Source organism: Amycolatopsis azurea DSM 43854 (assembly GCF_001995215.1).
GTDB lineage: Bacteria > Actinomycetota > Actinomycetes > Mycobacteriales > Pseudonocardiaceae > Amycolatopsis > Amycolatopsis azurea.
This window is the reverse complement of record NZ_MUXN01000017.1, coordinates 126,089-142,798: the sequence shown is the minus strand read 5'-3', so window position 1 is coordinate 142,798 and position 16,710 is coordinate 126,089. Positions and strand designations below refer to the sequence as shown.

The window sequence follows — 16,710 nt, the reverse complement described above, 5'->3', positions numbered from 1 at the left end:
CGCTGGGTGCGGGGCCGTCCCCCAGGGAGGGCGGGGGGCTGGGGTGGGGCGGGTTTGGCATTCGGCCCAGGTGAGTGGGGTCAGCGGTCCGAGAAGAGGGTGCCGCCGGAAGCCCAGTGTTCGGCGGGGATCTCGTTGATGGTCACCCAGACGCCGTCGGGGTTGCCGCCGCAGGTGCGGACGAAGGCGTCGGTCACCTCTCGGACGAGGGCCTGCTTCTGTTCGGCCGTGCGGCCGGGGAACATCGAGACACTGATCATCGGCATGACCGCACCTTAGAGGCCGCGGTCGTGCTTCCGGAGCCTGTCCACCGCGTAGGCGTCACCTTCGAAGGTGATCCGGGCGGCGTCGCGGCCGAAAACGAACAGCAGCAGTTCGATCGGCGCACCGACCACGGTCACCGTGTCCGGGCCTTCCTTCACCCGCGCTTCGCGGCCTTCGGGAGTCTTCAGGACCACGCCGACCGGTGATTTCCGCAGATTCAGCTTCGAGGCCTGCTTGGCCGACTTCCACGCCGCCGCGTCCCGCGCGGACTCGGCCGGACGCGGCTCCCAGCCGGACTGCCCGCGCCGGACGTCCTCGTGGTGCACCAGGAACTCCGCGCTGTTCGTCAGCTCGTCGAGCGCACCGATCGACGTCGGCCAGTACCAGGCCGGACCCGAACGCACCTTCCCGACGACCTCGGCCCACGGCCGCGCCGCATAGGAGTCCTGCACCCGCTGCGTGTACGACGCCAGCGCCGGCACCAGAATCCCCGGCGCCGCGTCCGGCCGCCGCTCACGGACCAGCAAATGCGCCGCCAGATCCCGCGTCTTCCAGCCCGCGCACAACGTCGGCGCGTCCGGCCCGACCTCTTCGAAAAGCTCGCTCAACGCACGACGTTCGTCTCCGGCGACTCCCATACCCCACGACGTTACGCGCCAGTAGGGCCCGGGGAAATCCGGCGTGACGCAGGGCACCCGGCTCAGTGATGGAACGCCGTCCGCCGACCAGGCCGATGATCGAGCTCCGGCAGCAGCCGCCGGAGATCAGCAAGCAGCAGATCCGCGAGATCATGCGTGAAACCGTTGCGCACCACGATCCGCAGCACCGCGAGATCCGTCCGGTTCTCCGGGAACGTGTACGCCGGGACAAGCCACCCACGCTCCCGAAGCCGCCGTGACACGTCGAACACATCGAAGCCCTCGACGTCCGCCTTCGTCGTGAAGGCGAACACGGGCAGCTGATCACCACGCGTCAGCAGCTCGAACGGGCCCAGCCCGGCGATCCCGTCCGCCAGCTGGGTCGCCACATCACGCGAAGCCTGTTGCACCGCACGGAAACCTTCCCGCCCGAGCCGGACGAACGTGTAGTACTGCGCGGCCACCTCGGCACCGGGACGCGAGAAGTTCAACGCGAAAGTCGGCATGTCGCCACCGAGATAATTGACGTTGAAGACGAGCTCCTCCGGCAACGCCGCCTTGTCCCGCCACAGCACCCAGCCGACACCGGGATAGACCAGCCCGTACTTGTGCCCGGACGTGTTGATCGACGCCACCCTCGGCAACCGGAAATCCCAGACCAGCTCCGGATCCAGGAACGGCGCGATCATCGCGCCCGAAGCACCGTCCACATGCACCGGGATGTCCCAGCCCGACCGGTCCCGCAGCCCGTCGAGCGCGGCCGCGATCTCGGCGACCGGCTCGTAACTGCCGTCGAAAGTGGACCCCAGGATCGCGACGACACCGATCGTGTTCTCGTCGCACCGGGCGATCGCCTCGTCCGCGGTGAGATGGAACCGGTCGCCGTCCATCGGCACCAGCCGAGGCTCGACCTCCCAGTATTCGCAGAACTTCTCCCAGCACACCTGGACGTTCGCGCCCATCACCAGATTCGGCTTCCCGGCGCGCCCCAGCTTCGACCAGCGGCGCTTCAACGCCATCCCGGCGAGCATGCAGGCCTCGGACGACCCGGTCGTGGAGCAGCCCATGACCTCCGTGGGATCCGGCGCGTGCCACAGATCGGCGAGGATGTTCACGCATCGCCGCTCGAGTTCCGCGGTCTGCGGGTACTCGTCCTTGTCGATCATGTTCTTGTCGACGCATTCCGCCATCAGCTCGCGCGCCTGCGGCTCCATCCACGTCGTGACGAACGTGGCCAGATTGAGCCGGGCGTTGCCGTCGAGCATCAACTCGTCGCGCACCACCTGGAGCGCGGTGTCGGGCGGCAGCGGATCTTCGGCGAGGCTGTCGTGCGGGAGCCGGATGTTCGCGGCGAGCGCGGGATACGCGCCGGCGTACAACGGATTGGCCCCGCTCTTGCGGTCCGGATCGGTCGGCTTCCCCTTGTGCAGCACCATGACCCGAACGTAGCGCCTCGCGGGTGGTAGGGACGGTCAGAACCGTCCCTACCACTCACGAGAGGTGAAAGGTCAGGCCTGCTGCGCCTGCCACATCCAGTGCGCCTTTTCGAGCTCCTGCGTGATCGCGATCAACAGGTCCTGGGTGACCAGGTCGCTCTTGTCGGTCTCGTCGATGCGCTTGCGCAGGCGCTCGATCAGCGCAGCGAGGATGTCGACGATCGCGCCGACCGTGGACTCGACGGACTGCCAATTGTCGGGATAGTCCGGCAGCCCGGAGCTCTCCACAACGGCCTTCGCCTGGCCGTTCGGCGAGACACCGATGGCGTTGGCGCGCTCGGCGACCTCGTCGGTGTACTGGCGCGCGGTGTCGACCAGCTCGTCGAGCTGGAGGTGCACACTGCGGAAGTTCGCGCCGACGACGTTCCAGTGGGCCTGCTTCGCGATCAGCGACAGATCCACCAGATCGACCAGCGTGGCCTGCAAGGCGTTACCGGTGATCTCCTTGTCGGCTTCGCTCAGCGGACTCTTGATCGGAGACTTGCCCATCTTCGGTCTTCCTTTCAGAAATCAGTCGGTTCGGGAGTGGACCTGCCTCGCGCGGGAAATCAGACCGTCGCGGACAGCGCGACCTCGATGTTCCCCCGGGTCGCGTTCGAGTAGGGGCACACCTGGTGCGCCTGCTCGACGAGCTGATCGGCCTGCGCCTGCTCCAGACCGGGCAGCGAAACCTTGAGTGCCACGGCGAGACCGAAACCCTCGCCCTGTTTGAGCACGCTGACCTCGGCTGAGACGGTGGAACCCTCCAGCTTCACCTTGGCCGCGCGTGCGACGACCTGGAGCGCCGAGTGGAAACAGGCCGAATAGCCCGCGGCGAACAGCTGCTCGGGGTTCGTCTTGTCCCCGCCCGGCCCGCCCATCTCCTTCGGGATCGCCAGCGATTCGTCGATGACGCCGTCGGAGGACGTGACCTCACCGTTGCGGCCGTCGCCGCGAGCGGTGGCAACAGCGGTGTACAGAGCCTCAGCCATTCTTCGCCTACCTCCTGGATTCAAGACACGCCCCGTTGAGCGTCTCTGTGGTGCCAACGTCCCGCAACCGCGAAACCTTGCCACCCCATGGCAGGCATCACGTCCGGGAATTACCCGGACGAAGACCGAAACAAACGACTAGTGACCGGCGCGACTCCGCGCGAACTCGGCGACCTGGCTACCGATCAGGCGAAGCGTGCGGACGGTCTTGTCGTCGGAGGCGCCGCCCGCCTCGTCGAACTTGGTCTCCGCGGTGTTGATCGAACCACCCAAAGGGGTGGCCCAGCCGCGTAGCGCGTGCGTGATCGTGCGCAGCTGCTCCAGCGTGGTGACCGCGGCCTGCCAGCCGAACGCGACGGCGGCCAGGCCGACCGCGCGGCCGTCGAGATACGGGCGGGCGTCGTCACGCAGGTCCTCGACGTAGTCCAAGGCGTTCTTGACCAAGCCGGACAACGCGCCGTGATAGCCGGGCGAGACCACGACGATCCCGTCGGCGCGGCGGATCGCCTCGACCAGACGAACGGCCCTTTCGTGCCGCTCCGCCAACGCGGTGTCGTAGAACGGCAACACCAGCTCGGGTCCGGCGATCAGTTCGGTGGTGACCCCGGCCTCGGCGGCGCCGTCCAGGGCGATGCGCAGCGCGCGCTCGGATTGCGAGCCCTCCCGCAGGGAGCCGCCGATACCGAGGACATGAACCGCGTTCGTCGAAGTCACGCTTTCGAGGCTAACCCCTCTACTTAAGTGGAGGACCACGATCTGGAACGGAGTCCTGCGTCACACTCGTTCGACTCAACGGCCGCCGGTCCCGCTGGACGGTCTACCTACTCGCAAGTAACCTGTCGGGAAGCCCCCAGGAGGAGACATGGCGATACCGCTCCAGATCCGTGCCGAGGCCGCGTTTTCGCAGCTGGCGTTCTGGCTCCCGCAGCCGATCAGAAGGGCCATCGCCGGTCCGCCGCTCCGGCTGGACGGACAGGAACTCGCCCTCGACGCCCAGCTCCTGCTTCGCCTCCAGAAGCTGGCGAAGGCGTCACTGGTGCGGGGAAGCGTCGAAGAGTCGCGCCGCCTGCTCCTGGCGAGCAGGCACCTGGTCAGCGGACCGACGATCGAGCCGGTCGCCACCAAGGAGCTGCGGATCCCGACCGGCGACGGCGACGTGCCCGCCACGCTCTACACGCCCGCCGGCCTCCCGGACCCGTCCGGCCTGCTGGTGTTCTTCCACGGCGGCGGCTGGGTGGTCGGCAGCCGCGTCTCGCACGACAACACCGTCCGCTACCTGGCGAAACAGGCCGGGGTGCGGGTGCTTTCGGTGGAGTACCGGCTCGCGCCCGAGACGCAGTTCCCCGGCGCGACCGAAGACGCGATCGCGGCGTTCGAGTACGCCTTCGCGAAGGCGCGGGACCTGGGCGCCGACCCGGCCCGCATCGCCGTCGGCGGCGACAGCGCGGGCGGGAACCTCGCGGCGGTGACCGCACAGCAGGCGGTGAAACGCGGCGGCGGGATCCCGGCGTTCCAGCTGCTGTTCTATCCGGCGACGGATTTCACCGTGCGCCGCCGGTCCCGGGAATTGTTCGCGGAGGACCTGTTCCTCACCGATTCGGATATGACCTGGTTCGAAGGCCATTACGTGCCGAAAGGCACCGATCTGCACAACCCGAAACTGTCCCCGCTGCACGGCGACGTTTCCGGATTGCCGCCCGCGTATATCGCGACGGCCGGTTTCGATCCGCTGCGCGACGAGGGCGAGGCTTACGCGGAGAAATTGCGGAAGGCCGGGGTCCCGGTGGCGCTCAGCCGCCAGCCGGACCTGATCCACGGGTACATCAACTTCCTCGGCGTCGGCCGCCGGTTCCGCGAGGCGACGGCCGAAGCGGCGGGCGCCCTGCGGCTGGGCCTCGCCCCGAAGTGACGGCCAGAGCCCGGGTGAGGAGAAATGTCCCCACCCGGGCTCCGGCCCCCATTTCGTGGCCCGCCGCCCTGCACGGCGGAACCAGACGACACCTCCGGTCTAGGGCGTGGGGAGCGGCACCGGCGGCACCGGCAGCGGCGGGACAGGGAGTCCGCCGAGCAGGCCGGCGAGGATGCCGGTCACGGCCGTCAACAGGGCTTTCACCAGGTCGCTGACGATCTTCAGCGGTCCGGGAAGGTCCGGCAGCGACGGGATCGGCACCGGCAGCGGCGGCAGCTGGCGCGCCTTGGCCGTCGGGTCGGCCAGCAGCCTGCTGGACTCGACGGAGCGGCCCTGGGCGAGGTCGCCGAGCTTCTGTGTCTCGGTCTGGATCTGGTAGCGCTTGCCTGCGGCGATGTCACCGAGGACGGGGCTCAGCCTGTCCAAGTCCGCCCGCGTCTTGGCGACGTCGCCGCCGTAGGCCACCTTGGTGAGGCCGTCTCGCATCTGCAGCACCTGCGCGGCGAGCGCCTGCGTATTCGACGAACCCTTTCCACCATCGGTACTAGCCGTCGCGGCGCCGGCTGAGGCCACCGCCAACAGACTGCCCGCGGCTACCGCGGCAATCGTCCGGGCAATGTTGCCTTTCATTCCCTTACCTCCTGGCCTCTGGGACCTGACGAGGTAATCGATACCCGCCGTATCGGCCGAACACCACCCGATCACCGGTTTGCACATTTTTCTAACCCTTACGTGCCGGATTCGTTCCCGGTGAAGACCCCCATAATTGATTAACGTCGAAATCTTGCGCTTCCCCCTGAAGATCATCCTTTTGCCGTCATTTTATGACCGCCCGTGACCGGGCGACACGGCCGCACGTTTCGTTCACCCACAGCGGTGTAAACGGTGATCGTTTGGCTTCATCACTCCGTCGGACAGGCGTGTCGCACTGCTCCACTCGGGGTGTCCCCCACGCACGCCCCGCCGTCTTCTGGTTTCACATGCGAGTGGGGACATGGAAACGCACCCGGTGCGCGGGGGATGACGCGCACCGGGTGCGTTCCGGTGGTGGGAGCAGCTCTCCGAAGAGAGGTCTTTACTTGCGGAAGGCGTCCGCGACCTTGTCGCCGAGGTCCTTGTCGACGTTCCGCCAGTACTCGAAGACGCGCTCCAGCACCGGCTGCGAGACGTCGTTCGAGGCGTGGCCGATGATGTTGTTCGCGAGCCGCTCGCGCTGCTCGTCGTCCATCACGTCGCGCACGAGCGTGCCCGGCTGGCCGAAGTCGTCGTCCTCGGCGTGGAGCTTGTACGCCGAGCGGATGACCTCGTCCTCGACGCCGTAGCCCGACGCGGTCTCGGCGGCGATCTCCGCGTTCGCGTGCGGGCCGCCCTTGGAGTTCGGCGCGTACACCGGGTCGCCCGGGTTGTTGTAGCGCATCGCGCCGTCGCGCGAGTAGCTGTTCACCGGGGACTTCGGCGCGTTGACCGGGAGCTGCGTGTAGTTCGCGCCGATCCGGTAGCGGTGCGCGTCCGGGTACGCGAACAGGCGGCCCTGCAGCATCTTGTCCGGCGACGGGCCGATGCCCGGCACCAGGTTGGACGGCTCGAACGCCGCCTGCTCGATCTCGGCGAAGTAGTTCGCCGGGTTGCGGTCGAGCACCCAGCGGCCGACCTTGATCAGCGGGTAGTCGCCCTTCGGCCACACCTTGGTCAGGTCGAACGGGTTGAACCGGTAGTCCGCGGCCTCGGCGTAGGGCATCACCTGGACGTACAGCGTCCAGCTGGGGTGGTTGCCCTTCTCGATGTTCTTGAACAGGTCGCGGATGTAGTAGTCCGAGTCCTCGCCCGCGATGCGGTCCGCGTCGGCCTGCGGCAGGTAGCCGATGCCCTGGTCGGTCTTGAAGTGGTACTTGACCCAGAACTTCTCGCCGCCGGCGTTCTCCCACAGGTAGGTGTGCGAGCCGAAGCCGTCCATCTCGCGCCAGTTCGACGGGATGCCGCGGTCGCCCATCAGCCAGGTGACCTGGTGCGCGGACTCGGGCCGCAGCGTCCAGAAGTCCCACTGGATGTCGTGGTCGCGCAGGTGGTTGTCGGCGCGGCGCTTCTGCGAGTGGATGAAGTCCGGGAACTTGATCGGGTCGCGGATGAAGAACACCGGGGTGTTGTTGCCGACGAGGTCGTAGTTGCCCTCGGAGGTGTAGAACTTCACCGCGAAACCGCGCGGGTCGCGCCACGTGTCGGGCGAACCGTTCTCGCCGGCGACCGACGAGAAGCGGACCAGGCTCTCGGTGCGCACACCCGGCTGGAACAGCGCGGCCTTCGTGAACTGGCTGACGTCCTCGGTGACCTCGAGGAAGCCGTGCGCGCCGCCGCCCTTCGCGTGGACGACACGCTCCGGGACGCGCTCACGGTTGAACTGGGCGTTCTTCTCGATCAGGTAGTGGTCCTGGAGCAGGATCGGGCCGTTGGCACCCACCGTCAGCGAATCGTTGTCGCTGGCGACGGGGATGCCCACGTTGTTCGTGGTCGGCAAGGTCACGCCGGTGCCTCCTGGTTCGTGGTGGTGAAGCGGTCAGCCACACCAGCTTCGCCCGAGTGCGCGTGCTCAGCACTTCGTGGACGACCTGGTTCACCCACCCTCTCGCGTAAACTGGAATCAGTCAAGAAAAGACCCCGGGGCGGGTGACCGGCGTGACGTCCGCCATGCGCGAAAAAAACTTGCACGCGCGTACCAAGTTACGTTCTCATCGGATCATGGCCCTCGCTCCGTATCGTCGCGTGTTAGCCGTGCCCGGGGTTCGCGGCTCGATGCTGCTGATGTTCCTGGCGCGGCTCCCGATGACGGCGATGGGCGTGACGATGACGCTGTACGTCGTCAACGACCTGGGCCGCGGCTACGGGGCCGCCGGGCTGATCGGCGCGGCCACCACGCTCGGCAGCGCCTTCGGGGCGCCGCTCGTCGGCCGGTACGTCGACCGCTACGGGCTGCGGCCGGTGGTCGCGATCTGCGGGCTGGCCTCGTCGGCGTTCTGGATCAGCGCGCCGCATCTGCCGTACCAGGTGCTGTTGGCTGTCGCGCTCCCCGCGGGCGTGCTTTCGGTACCCGCCGGGACGCTCGCGCGGCTGGTGCTCACCGCGCTCGTGCCCTTGGAGCAGCGGCGGGCGGCCTACTCGCTGGACACGATCCTGGTGGAGGCGTCGTTCATGATCGGGCCGTCGGCCGGGATCATGGCGATCACGCAGCTGCCCGCGGTCTACGCGCTCACCGGGATCGGGGTCTGCTTCGCGATTTCGGCGACGCTGATCTACCGGATGAACCCGCCGATCCGCGCCGAGGCCGACGCCGAAGTGGTCACCGGCGAGCGGCCGTCCGTGCGGAGCTGGCTCACCGGACGGCTCGTGATGGCGATGTTCATCTCCGCCGGCGCGCTGTTCTGCCTGGTCGGCATGGAACTCGCCGCACTGGCGACCCTGCGCGCGAGCGGAGACATCGCCTGGTCCGGGCTGCTGATCACGTTCATGTGCGTCGCGTCCGTCCTCGGCGGGGCGATCCACGGCGCGGTCCGGCGGTCGCTTTCGCAGGGCACGCTGATGGTGCTGCTCGCGGTGCTGACGCTGCCGGTCGGGCTGATCGACCACCCGTGGTGGCTGCTGGCGATCGTGCTCTTCCCGAGCAACGTGCTGTGCGCGCCGACGCTCGCGGCGAGCACGGAGACGGTCAGCGCGGCGGCCCCGGCTCGGGTCCGCGGTGAGGCGATGGGCCTGCTGGACGCGGCCAGCCGCATAGGGCTGGCGGTCGGGAGCCCGATCATCGGGTTCGTGATCGACCACTCCAGCCCCGGCTGGGGGTTCGCGGCGTCGGCGCTGGGCGCGCTGGCGATCGCTTCGGTCGGCCTGTTCTGGCGGCGGTCGCGCACCCCGGCCCCGGTTCCCGCGCTCACTTCCTCCTGACGTGGGCTGAAGGGGCCCTTCACCGCGTGCGATGCGGTGAAGGGCCCCTTCGTGGCGTCTTATGCGGGGAAAGTCCCCTTCAGCTCCGGCTAGGCGCAGACCTTGCGGAGCGCGTCCAGCCGGTCGAGGTTGCGCTTGGTCCAGTCCGCGATCTTGCCCGCGTCCTGGATGTTCTCCTTCTGCACCTGGAGGTACGAGTCGGCCATGCCGGTGAGGGCACTCGCGACGTTCTGCTCGCCGACGCTGTTCGCCAGCTCGCGCAGGCGCTTCTCCTTGTCCGCGGCCCGCTCCTTGATCGTCGCCGGGTCCGGGTTGAGGTCGGCGAGGCTGAGCGCCTCGGCGCAGGCGCCGACCTTCGTCGCGGCCTTGTTCGTCTGATCGACCGCGTTCGTGACCTCGCTGCAGCCCGCCAGCGTGAGTCCGGCGGCCGCCAGTAGCGCCGCGAATACCAACCTCTTCATGCGTTCAGCGTAGCGATTTCGTGGGTGGTATGTCGGGTTCCCCTGACCACCACCCACGAATCACCGGGTAATTCAGCCCTTCACGCAGACGACCTGCTTGAGGTGCGCGACCACCTCGACGAGATCCGTCTGCGCCTTGATGACCGTTTCGATGTCCTTGTACGCGGCCGGGATCTCGTCCACCACACCGGAGTCCTTGCGGCATTCCACCCCGGCGGTCTGCGCGGCGAGGTCTTCGGCGGTGAACAGCTTCTTGGCCTTGTTCCGCGACATCCGGCGGCCCGCGCCGTGCGACGCGGACTGGAAGGACGACGCGTTCCCGAGCCCGCGCACGATGTACGAACCGGTGCCCATGCTGCCCGGGATGATCCCGAGGTCACCCGAACCCGCGCGGATCGCGCCCTTGCGGGTCACCAGCAGTTCGACGTCGTCGTAGGTCTCTTCCGCCACATAGTTGTGGTGGAGGCAGAACCGCGCTGACCAGCGCCGGAGCCCCGATTCTGGGGCAGATCTGGGGCAAACATGCTCGCGTTCGACCTCTACCGGCCGCGTGTTCGGCCGGCCTTGACCGTTGTCGGCGCCCCGCCGGCCGCCCGGTTCGGGCGGTGGACGCCGTACCTCCGCGCCGTCGCGGCCTACCTCGCGGTGCGCGTCCTCGGCGTGGCGATGCTCGCCGTGATGGCGGCGCCGCGCGACCTGCCGCTGCTCGAGCGATTGAGCGCTTGGGATGGCTGGTGGTACCTGCAAATCGCCGAGCGCAACTACGGCGGGGTGCCCGAACCCCTCGACGCCGCGGGCGAGCTTTTCCCTGCTGCCCCAATGGGTTTCTTCCCGCTGTACCCCGGCGCCATGCGGGTACTCGGCGAACTCGGCCTACCGCTGTTGGCGGCCGGGCTGGTCGTGTCGACGGGCGCCGGCGTCGTCGCCGCGTGCGGGTTGCAACGAATCGGCGAACGGTTCGGCGGGCAGCGGGTGGGCCTGGTCCTCGTCGTGTTGTGGGCGGGCGCGCCGATGTCGATCACACAGTCGATGGTGTACACCGAAAGCCTGTTCGTGGCGCTCGCCGCGTGGTCGTTGGTCGGGGTGCTCGAGCGCCGGTTCGGGATGGCCGCAGTGTGCACCATGTTCGCCGGGCTGACCCGGTCGACCGCGGTCGTCCTGGTCGCCGTCGTCGTGGTCGCCGCAGTGCTCGCCGCTACGCGCGGCCGCGGCCGCGACCGGTGGCAGTTGCTGGGATGGGCGGCGATCGCGCCGCTGGGATTGGCCGGCTACTGGGGATTCGTCGCGGCGCGCACGGGGAGCCTGACCGGGTGGCAGGACATCGAACTGCGCGGGTGGGGTGTCCGGTGGGACTGGGGACGCGAGGCGGCCGAGTACACCGTGCGGCTACTCACCCGTGAGGGCAGCCGGTTCGAGACGCTCGTGCTGTTCGTGACGGTCGCCGCGGTGATCCTCGGCGCGGTCATGATCGCGCGCCGGATGCCGTGGCCGCTGGTCGCCTACGGGATCGGCGTCGCCGTCCTCGCGATCGGAACCGCCGGGTTCCCTCAAATGCGGGGCCGTTTCTTGCTGCCCGCGTTCGTGCTGCTGCTGCCCGTCGCCGTCGGCCTCGCGAAACGTCGCCCGTCAACGGCCGTCGCCGTCGCCGCGGCGTTCGTGCTGTTCGGCTGCTGGTACTCGGCGTACTCGCTCACCGCGTGGCAGCACGGCATCTAGCCGAGATCTCGTCAGATCGCCGGAGGTGGGCCGCAGCAACTGCGGTGAGGCTTCCTTCGCCGCGGCTACGCTCGCGCAGCCGCGGCGAGGATGTCCCGCGCCTTGTCGCCTTCTGCCGCCACTTCCCAAAGCATGTCGATCAGGCGACTGTGCACGGCAAGTTCGTCCGGGTCGTCGATGGTCAGTTCTGCTGTGACCGTCTCGACCAGCACGACGTCATCGATGATCCACCACCCGTGCAGCAGCGGATATGGCAGCTGGACGTCGAGCGGCACGATGCCAACGCGAACGTCGGGCATGCCAATGCTCGCGATCAGGCGATGGATTTGACCCAGCATGATCTCGCGGGGAGCGATCGGATGGCGTAGGGCTGACTCGGAAATGAGTAGCTCGATCTTTCTGCCAGGCTCGAACAAGATCTGTTGCCGTTTCATGCGGCTGCGAACTGCCTCGGTGATGTCCTGGCGGCCGCCGTGCAGTTCGGCGTGCGCGGTGAGGATGTGCCGGGCGTACTCCGGAGTTTGGAGCAGCCCAGGCACAACGACCTCGAACGCGCGGATGACACGGGCTCGTGCCTCGCGATCGACGGACTCTTCTTGTCGGGCCCGATGGCCGGCGCGAACTCGGTCCTTCCACGTGATGTACGCCTCGTGGATGCCGGTCAGCATCGCGCGCAGCTGTTCGACATCGTCAGGCGCAGCAGATGCAGCAGTGAGCCACGCGTCGAGATCTTCGGCGCTCGCCGTCTGGCGGCCGTTCTCGATCTTGCTGACTTTCGGCGCGTTCCAGCCGAGCGCCCGCGCGAAGTCCTTGCCGGTGACGAACCCGGCATCGGCGCGGAGTCCGCGCAGACGCTCGCCGAATGCCTCGCGCCGCTTCTCAAAGCTGCTCGCTGCCACTCCCACCCTCGCCTACGTCATGACGAACTCCCGGAACGAGACCGCAGCATCCCACACGCGTTCGCGAATTTCGAGAAATTCGCGAACCTGATCGGGTGCCGTCACCGCGTCGGCGTACTGGAACCCCTCGCGCTCGTCAAAGTGCATGACCGTGGCGAGTTTGTTGTCGAACAGCCAGAAGTCATCCTGTGGCAGATCCATCTCGGCGGCCTGCGCAGCCGACAGGATCCGTACCTCCTCGCCCGCGGCCGCATTGTGTGGCGTCACGGCTAGCTCGAATTTGAGGTAGTCCGTGAGGGGATCAGTAAGTACACGAACTCGGCTGTACCGACGTCCGGACTCGGTTCCTCGCCGGACGTCGTCAAGCCATCCGCGCAGATAGCCCAGGTCTGGTTCGCCACCCGCGAGGTACTGCCTGAGTGCCTCCTGTTCGTACGGTTCGTGGTAGGTGCCTTGGCATTCGAATCGGAACGCCGTGCGCTCAAAGTCATGCAACGCGCGCGCCCACTCGTCGCCGGAGAGGCGATCCATCATGAGTCCTCGAGCGGCAGGAACTTGAGCAAGCCGGCGGGGATCTCAACCGCGGTCTCCCACTCGGGCAGGCCACGCTTGTGCAGCTGCGCAAGCGCGTTCGGATCAGTGATCTTGCTGCCCTGGATCACGAAGGTTCCGCGGTTCGTGGCGTACGCGTTCGGACACTGACCGCCCGTGCTGGTCGTGCCAAGAAACACAAGGTCGAGGGGTTCGTCGTGGTGGGACATCAAGGGCCTCCTATCAGGGGGTTTCGCGAGGATTGATCATGTCAGCGGCGTTTCGCCCTGCGATTGGTCCAATCGTGTGCATTTCGGCTGGATTTCTCGAAATCTCTCCCGCGTGTTCGCGAAATCGTGTGACCCTGATGGACATGACTTCACGACACTGGCGGATCGAACGGCAACAACGGATCAGCGACATACACGGCAAGCGGGTCGTTGTGGCTACTGGTGTCGTGCGGAATCTGAAGGGGCACCTTCGTGTCGCCCTTGCTGTTGACGACGGACCTACCCTGCTTCTCGACGCCACGGAGCGGGATGTTCTTGCCGCACACCTCGACCAGGCCCGAGACGACGTGATGCACCTTGAACGGCACTCACGATGAAGCACCGTTTGAAGGTGCGGCGCCGGGCCGGTCGGCGTGTTCGCCCGCCGGTTCCGCAGGTCGCTGAGGTCGCGAACGCCTCAGATGGCTACGAGTGGCGGATGTTCGGCGGGACCGCGCACCTGTACTTGTCGGCGCGTCTCGCGGATGAATGGGCCCCGACGGTGATCGCGTGGTGCGAGCGGGCTCGTGGGCCGTGGCCTGTCGGTCATGAGCGGGGGCAGGTCGGCCGGATGCGCCTCGAGCCGCGCCACCGGGCAGTGGTGGGCAGTTGCAAGGACTGCGAGCACCAACAGCGGTTGGCGCACATGGACGCGCGGCGCCGCGCCCGGGAGGCATTCAGTGGACGCACGTGACCGGAAGCTGCTCGCCGGGATGGCGCGCGTCAATACGGAGATCGGGCGCGTCACCATCGCGCTGCTCTCGACGCAGCCGGACGACGCGGAGTATGCCGCGGCTCTGCGTCAGGTCGGTGCTGACCTGGTCCGGGTCGGTGCGTCGTTGATGTACCGGGCGGCCGAGCTTGACGGCACGATGGCCATGCCCGTCGACGTCCTGCACGACCCGAGGGCGATCCAAGGCGATCTGTCGTGACCGCGGCGTTTGAGGTGGGCAGCTATGAGCACTTCCTCGCCGAGGTCGCCGCCAACCGGGTGTGGGTGACGGGACTGGGCACCGGGGCCGGCGAGGCGCAGATCCTCGTCAGCAAGGGCGGGATCAACTCGCCGGAGTTCACCGATCGCGGCTACCTGTACCGCGGCCTCGACGACGGCGATATACGGATCCACAACGGTCGCGTGCTGCTCGCCCGCCCGGCGAACGGCAAGCCGTCCGCCGGATGACCCTCACCAAGACTCCCGGCGCCGGGCCCCCTCTTACCCGCGTGGCGTCGGGCCGCCTGGTCAGCGTCGCTCTTTCCCCTGCGCGCTGACCAGGTTCCACACCTCCCGTCGTTTCAGGGGTGATCCGACGGGCGGGCCCGCACCGGAAGTTTCCGAAGGGGTTTGGAGCCGGTGCGGGCAAGCGCCGGGGGCGGGGTTCACACGGGATGCCCCGCCCCCGGCAACCTTTATCCGAAGAACGGAATGGAGTGGGCTCTTGGCGTTTAACGAGTTCTGGTCGGAAGCGGCCATCGCGGCCCGTGAGGAAGCCGCCAAGAAAAGCAGTGAGCAGGCCCCCGAACCGGAGGCAGAGGAAGAATGAGCGGCGACAAGGACCAGCAAGAGCCGCAGCTGCCGCAGCAGCCCGTCGACCTGTCCGACTTGCGCTGCGAGTGCGGGAAGCCGGTACCGGAGTGCGACGCGGCCGGCGGGTGCGCCTAGCGGCTGCGCCGGTGTCGTACCTCGTGCTGTTCGAGGCCGAGAGTTTGCAGCAGGTGCACCGTTTGCTGCGTGATGTCGTCGCGGCCACCGTGCCCGCCGATCCTCCACAGCAGTTCGGCGAGCGACACTGCGGCGTACATGTCGACCGCTTCGAGGTACCGCGCGATGTTCGGCGCCCACATGCCGTGAACGGTGATGCAAGGGGCGTTGAAGTCGGTGGAGCGGAACACGATGTCGCCGGGCTCGCCGCCCTCGGCCGTGTCGTCGCGGCGCCACACCGGCAAGCCGCGGGCGACGGCGCGCCACTCGTCGGCGAGTTCCCCGATGCGCTTGAGGGTCAGCCGGTCGCGTTCCTCGCGTTGGGTCGGCATGGTGTGGGCCTCGCTGTTCTCGTGCCGGGCGCCGGGCCGCGCCCACTGTGGACGGTAGAACACGTGTTCGAGTGATGCAAACCGCCGGCGGCCGACCCGGCGCGGGGCCGACGTCGCCGGACACGAAAGGGGGGCCGCCCCGTGCTGCCCGTGGGAACGGGCAGCACGGGGCGGCCGAGGGCGGGTCAGGTACGGGGCGGCGGTTCGGGCCGCGGGCGGGCGGGATCGCCGCCCTGCGCGGCCACGTGGGCTTGCAGCTCGCCGAGCCACTCGGCGAGGTCGGTGCTGTTCCGCGGTGCCCGCCACGTTCCAATGGCGGCGAGGACCAGGGCGATACCGGCCGCGCCGGACGGGCCGACGTCGACCCCGACGGCGTCGAGGACGGAAGCGACCCCGACCCCGGTCGCGCCACCGGCGACGGCGCCGAGCAGTTTCCAGAACCGGCGAGCGGTCGCGGCGAGCCGGGCGCCGAAGCCGGGTTCGTCGACCGGGCCGCTGTGCTGCGCGGTCACGCGATCGCCTGGATGAACACAGAGATGGGCGAGGCGCAGCTGTAGAAGATGTGGACCTTGGACGTCCCTCGAGGGATCGGGATCGCCTCACCTTCCTGGATCTCGGTACGCCACCGAACCGGGTCGCCGCCGGTGCCCTGACCGGGGGTCGGGGACCAGTTGTAGACGTGACCGCCATGGATCACGGACTTGGACGCGAGGATGATTTTCACGTCGGCGTCCGGCGGGACGGCGAGAACCTCCTCGCCCTCGCCCATCGCAGCGGGAAGAGTTGCCATGTTGTCCTCCGTCATCAGGATTCGCCCGGCGGGCCGGGGCGGGTTGGGCGGGTTCGGGGCGCCGGCGGCGCCGAGGTTCCACAGCGCGGTGGAGTCGCTGCGTGCACCTGCGAGCACGGACACGTGCACGTGGTGCGTGTGCAGGTTCTGCCCGTTGTAGGACTTCCACCCGATGCCGGGTGTCCAGATGCGCCGGTTCCAGATCACGTACTTGAGCCGCGCGTCGCCGCGGCCGGTGAGCCGGTCGGCGAGCCACTGCCCGTCAAGGTCGCCGGGGTCGTGGGTGAAGTCCCGCGCGCACACCTGGTACCGACCAGCGCCGTTGCGGTAGTCGTTCGGGTTGTGGTCCGAGAGCCGGGCCGAGTGATCGGCGTCGCCGATCGATCCGTCGGACACGCGGGACCGGTCCGGCGCGAGCGCGTTGACTTGACCGAGCAGGATGTCGAGCGAGTTCGCTACATACCAGGGTTTCCCCATGGTGCCTCACTTTCCTATCAGGGTGAACACCCACGACAGGACGACGCCAAGCGCCATCAGGGCGAGGGATCCCCAGTACTTCCACGTGTCCTTTTTGGACGTTTGCAGTTCGGCGACGTCGCGTTCGACCTCGTCGAGCCGTCGTTTGATTACGGCGATCTCCGGGCCCTGCTGCATCATGTGCGCACGGAGATCGCGGGCGAGGTCGGCGAGGTCGGTCCGGACACCGCCGAGTTCACCGTGCAAGTCAGTACGCAGGGCGGCTAGCTCCTCCCGAACGTATTGCCACGTAACAATGTTTCCGGGTTCGGGGAGCATGGCCCACCCT

At 68.0% G+C, this 16,710-nt stretch carries 23 protein-coding genes and 1 pseudogene; 6 read left to right on the top strand and 18 right to left on the bottom strand.

Annotation, left to right across the window (positions count from 1 at the left end; all coding sequences use genetic code 11):
• Window positions 1-80: 80 nt before the first annotated feature.
• From B0293_RS23935 to B0293_RS23910, 6 genes are all read right to left on the bottom strand, one after another.
• Window positions 81-266, bottom strand: coding sequence for a 2-hydroxymuconate tautomerase (locus B0293_RS23935; RefSeq protein ID WP_005166421.1), 186 nt, complete (start codon window positions 264-266; stop codon window positions 81-83).
• 9 nt (window positions 267-275) lie between these two features.
• Window positions 276-902 (bottom strand): TIGR03085 family metal-binding protein, encoded by a 627-nt coding sequence (locus tag B0293_RS23930; RefSeq protein WP_039919597.1) that lies wholly within the window; start codon window positions 900-902, stop codon window positions 276-278.
• A gap of 62 nt (window positions 903-964) precedes the next feature.
• Window positions 965-2,338 carry a glutamate decarboxylase gene (locus B0293_RS23925; protein ID WP_005166419.1) on the bottom strand — a complete coding sequence of 458 codons (1,374 nt, stop codon included), beginning with the start codon at window positions 2,336-2,338 and terminating at the stop codon, window positions 965-967.
• A gap of 72 nt (window positions 2,339-2,410) precedes the next feature.
• Window positions 2,411-2,887 carry a DNA starvation/stationary phase protection protein Dps gene (gene dps, locus B0293_RS23920; protein ID WP_005166418.1) on the bottom strand — a complete coding sequence of 159 codons (477 nt, stop codon included), beginning with the start codon at window positions 2,885-2,887 and terminating at the stop codon, window positions 2,411-2,413.
• A gap of 59 nt (window positions 2,888-2,946) precedes the next feature.
• Window positions 2,947-3,369 (bottom strand): organic hydroperoxide resistance protein, encoded by a 423-nt coding sequence (locus B0293_RS23915; RefSeq protein ID WP_005166417.1) that lies wholly within the window; start codon window positions 3,367-3,369, stop codon window positions 2,947-2,949.
• Between the two features lie 138 nt (window positions 3,370-3,507).
• The gene (locus B0293_RS23910; RefSeq protein WP_005166416.1) at window positions 3,508-4,083 is read right to left on the bottom strand and encodes an NADPH-dependent FMN reductase; all 576 of its coding nucleotides are present in this window, start codon (window positions 4,081-4,083) and stop codon (window positions 3,508-3,510) included.
• A gap of 148 nt (window positions 4,084-4,231) precedes the next feature.
• On the opposite strand from B0293_RS23910, the gene B0293_RS23905 reads away from it, so the two are divergent.
• A complete protein-coding gene (locus B0293_RS23905) occupies window positions 4,232-5,278 on the top strand; it encodes an alpha/beta hydrolase (RefSeq protein WP_005166415.1) in 1,047 nt (348 codons plus the stop codon).
• A gap of 99 nt (window positions 5,279-5,377) precedes the next feature.
• Here the strand turns inward: B0293_RS23905 and B0293_RS23900 are convergent, their stop codons facing one another.
• Both B0293_RS23900 and B0293_RS23895 read right to left on the bottom strand, forming a co-directional pair.
• Entirely contained in the window at window positions 5,378-5,908 is a 531-nt protein-coding gene (locus B0293_RS23900; RefSeq protein WP_039919594.1) for a hypothetical protein, read from the bottom strand.
• A 445-nt stretch (window positions 5,909-6,353) separates the two neighbouring features.
• Window positions 6,354-7,796, bottom strand: coding sequence for a catalase (locus B0293_RS23895; RefSeq protein ID WP_005166413.1), 1,443 nt, complete (start codon window positions 7,794-7,796; stop codon window positions 6,354-6,356).
• A gap of 269 nt (window positions 7,797-8,065) precedes the next feature.
• Here B0293_RS23895 and B0293_RS23890 point away from each other — a divergent pair, with 269 nt between their 5' ends.
• On the top strand, window positions 8,066-9,208 hold the full coding sequence (locus B0293_RS23890; RefSeq protein ID WP_005166411.1) for an MFS transporter: 1,143 nt from the start codon (window positions 8,066-8,068) through the stop codon (window positions 9,206-9,208).
• 89 nt (window positions 9,209-9,297) lie between these two features.
• Here B0293_RS23890 and B0293_RS23885 read toward each other — a convergent pair whose 3' ends face one another.
• Both B0293_RS23885 and B0293_RS23880 read right to left on the bottom strand, forming a co-directional pair.
• Window positions 9,298-9,669 (bottom strand): hypothetical protein, encoded by a 372-nt coding sequence (locus B0293_RS23885; RefSeq protein ID WP_039919593.1) that lies wholly within the window; start codon window positions 9,667-9,669, stop codon window positions 9,298-9,300.
• 72 nt (window positions 9,670-9,741) lie between these two features.
• Window positions 9,742-10,131, bottom strand: a pseudogene (locus B0293_RS23880) (RtcB family protein); the annotation flags it as partial.
• A 60-nt stretch (window positions 10,132-10,191) separates the two neighbouring features.
• Between B0293_RS23880 and B0293_RS23875 the strand changes: the two are divergent.
• The gene (locus B0293_RS23875; protein ID WP_005166406.1) at window positions 10,192-11,385 is read left to right on the top strand and encodes a hypothetical protein; all 1,194 of its coding nucleotides are present in this window, start codon (window positions 10,192-10,194) and stop codon (window positions 11,383-11,385) included.
• 65 nt (window positions 11,386-11,450) lie between these two features.
• Here the strand turns inward: B0293_RS23875 and B0293_RS23870 are convergent, their stop codons facing one another.
• The 4 genes from B0293_RS23870 to B0293_RS23855 form a co-directional block, all read right to left on the bottom strand.
• Window positions 11,451-12,284: a helix-turn-helix domain-containing protein gene (locus tag B0293_RS23870; protein ID WP_005166404.1), complete on the bottom strand. Its 834-nt coding sequence runs from the start codon at window positions 12,282-12,284 to the stop codon at window positions 11,451-11,453.
• A gap of 12 nt (window positions 12,285-12,296) precedes the next feature.
• On the bottom strand, window positions 12,297-12,818 hold the full coding sequence (locus B0293_RS23865) for a DUF6879 family protein (protein ID WP_052014605.1): 522 nt from the start codon (window positions 12,816-12,818) through the stop codon (window positions 12,297-12,299).
• Window positions 12,815-13,045, bottom strand: a complete 231-nt coding sequence (locus tag B0293_RS23860) for a hypothetical protein (protein ID WP_039919592.1) — start codon at window positions 13,043-13,045, stop codon at window positions 12,815-12,817. The genes B0293_RS23865 and B0293_RS23860 overlap by 4 nt, the downstream gene beginning before the upstream one ends.
• A gap of 149 nt (window positions 13,046-13,194) precedes the next feature.
• Window positions 13,195-13,413, bottom strand: a complete 219-nt coding sequence (locus tag B0293_RS23855) for a hypothetical protein (RefSeq protein ID WP_005166398.1) — start codon at window positions 13,411-13,413, stop codon at window positions 13,195-13,197.
• A gap of 351 nt (window positions 13,414-13,764) precedes the next feature.
• Here B0293_RS23855 and B0293_RS23845 point away from each other — a divergent pair, with 351 nt between their 5' ends.
• From B0293_RS23845 to B0293_RS44700, 3 genes are all read left to right on the top strand, one after another.
• Complete coding sequence (locus B0293_RS23845) at window positions 13,765-14,016, top strand: hypothetical protein (RefSeq protein WP_005166396.1); 252 nt, start codon at window positions 13,765-13,767, stop codon at window positions 14,014-14,016.
• A complete protein-coding gene (locus B0293_RS23840; RefSeq protein ID WP_039919590.1) occupies window positions 14,013-14,264 on the top strand; it encodes a hypothetical protein in 252 nt (83 codons plus the stop codon). The genes B0293_RS23845 and B0293_RS23840 overlap by 4 nt, the downstream gene beginning before the upstream one ends.
• 357 nt (window positions 14,265-14,621) lie before the next feature.
• Window positions 14,622-14,744 (top strand): hypothetical protein, encoded by a 123-nt coding sequence (locus B0293_RS44700; RefSeq protein ID WP_005166393.1) that lies wholly within the window; start codon window positions 14,622-14,624, stop codon window positions 14,742-14,744.
• Here B0293_RS44700 and B0293_RS23835 read toward each other — a convergent pair.
• The 4 genes from B0293_RS23835 to B0293_RS23820 form a co-directional block, all read right to left on the bottom strand.
• Window positions 14,741-15,178 carry a hypothetical protein gene (locus tag B0293_RS23835; protein ID WP_052014604.1) on the bottom strand — a complete coding sequence of 146 codons (438 nt, stop codon included), beginning with the start codon at window positions 15,176-15,178 and terminating at the stop codon, window positions 14,741-14,743. The two genes, B0293_RS44700 and B0293_RS23835, sit on opposite strands and share 4 nt — an antisense overlap.
• A 122-nt stretch (window positions 15,179-15,300) precedes the next feature.
• Entirely contained in the window at window positions 15,301-15,627 is a 327-nt protein-coding gene (locus tag B0293_RS23830; protein ID WP_005166389.1) for a hypothetical protein, read from the bottom strand.
• Complete coding sequence (locus B0293_RS23825; protein WP_005166388.1) at window positions 15,624-16,382, bottom strand: hypothetical protein; 759 nt, start codon at window positions 16,380-16,382, stop codon at window positions 15,624-15,626. The genes B0293_RS23830 and B0293_RS23825 overlap by 4 nt, the downstream gene beginning before the upstream one ends.
• Before the next feature lie 6 nt (window positions 16,383-16,388).
• Window positions 16,389-16,700, bottom strand: a complete 312-nt coding sequence (locus B0293_RS23820) for a hypothetical protein (RefSeq protein ID WP_143254630.1) — start codon at window positions 16,698-16,700, stop codon at window positions 16,389-16,391.
• Between the last annotated feature and the right edge of the window lie 10 nt (window positions 16,701-16,710).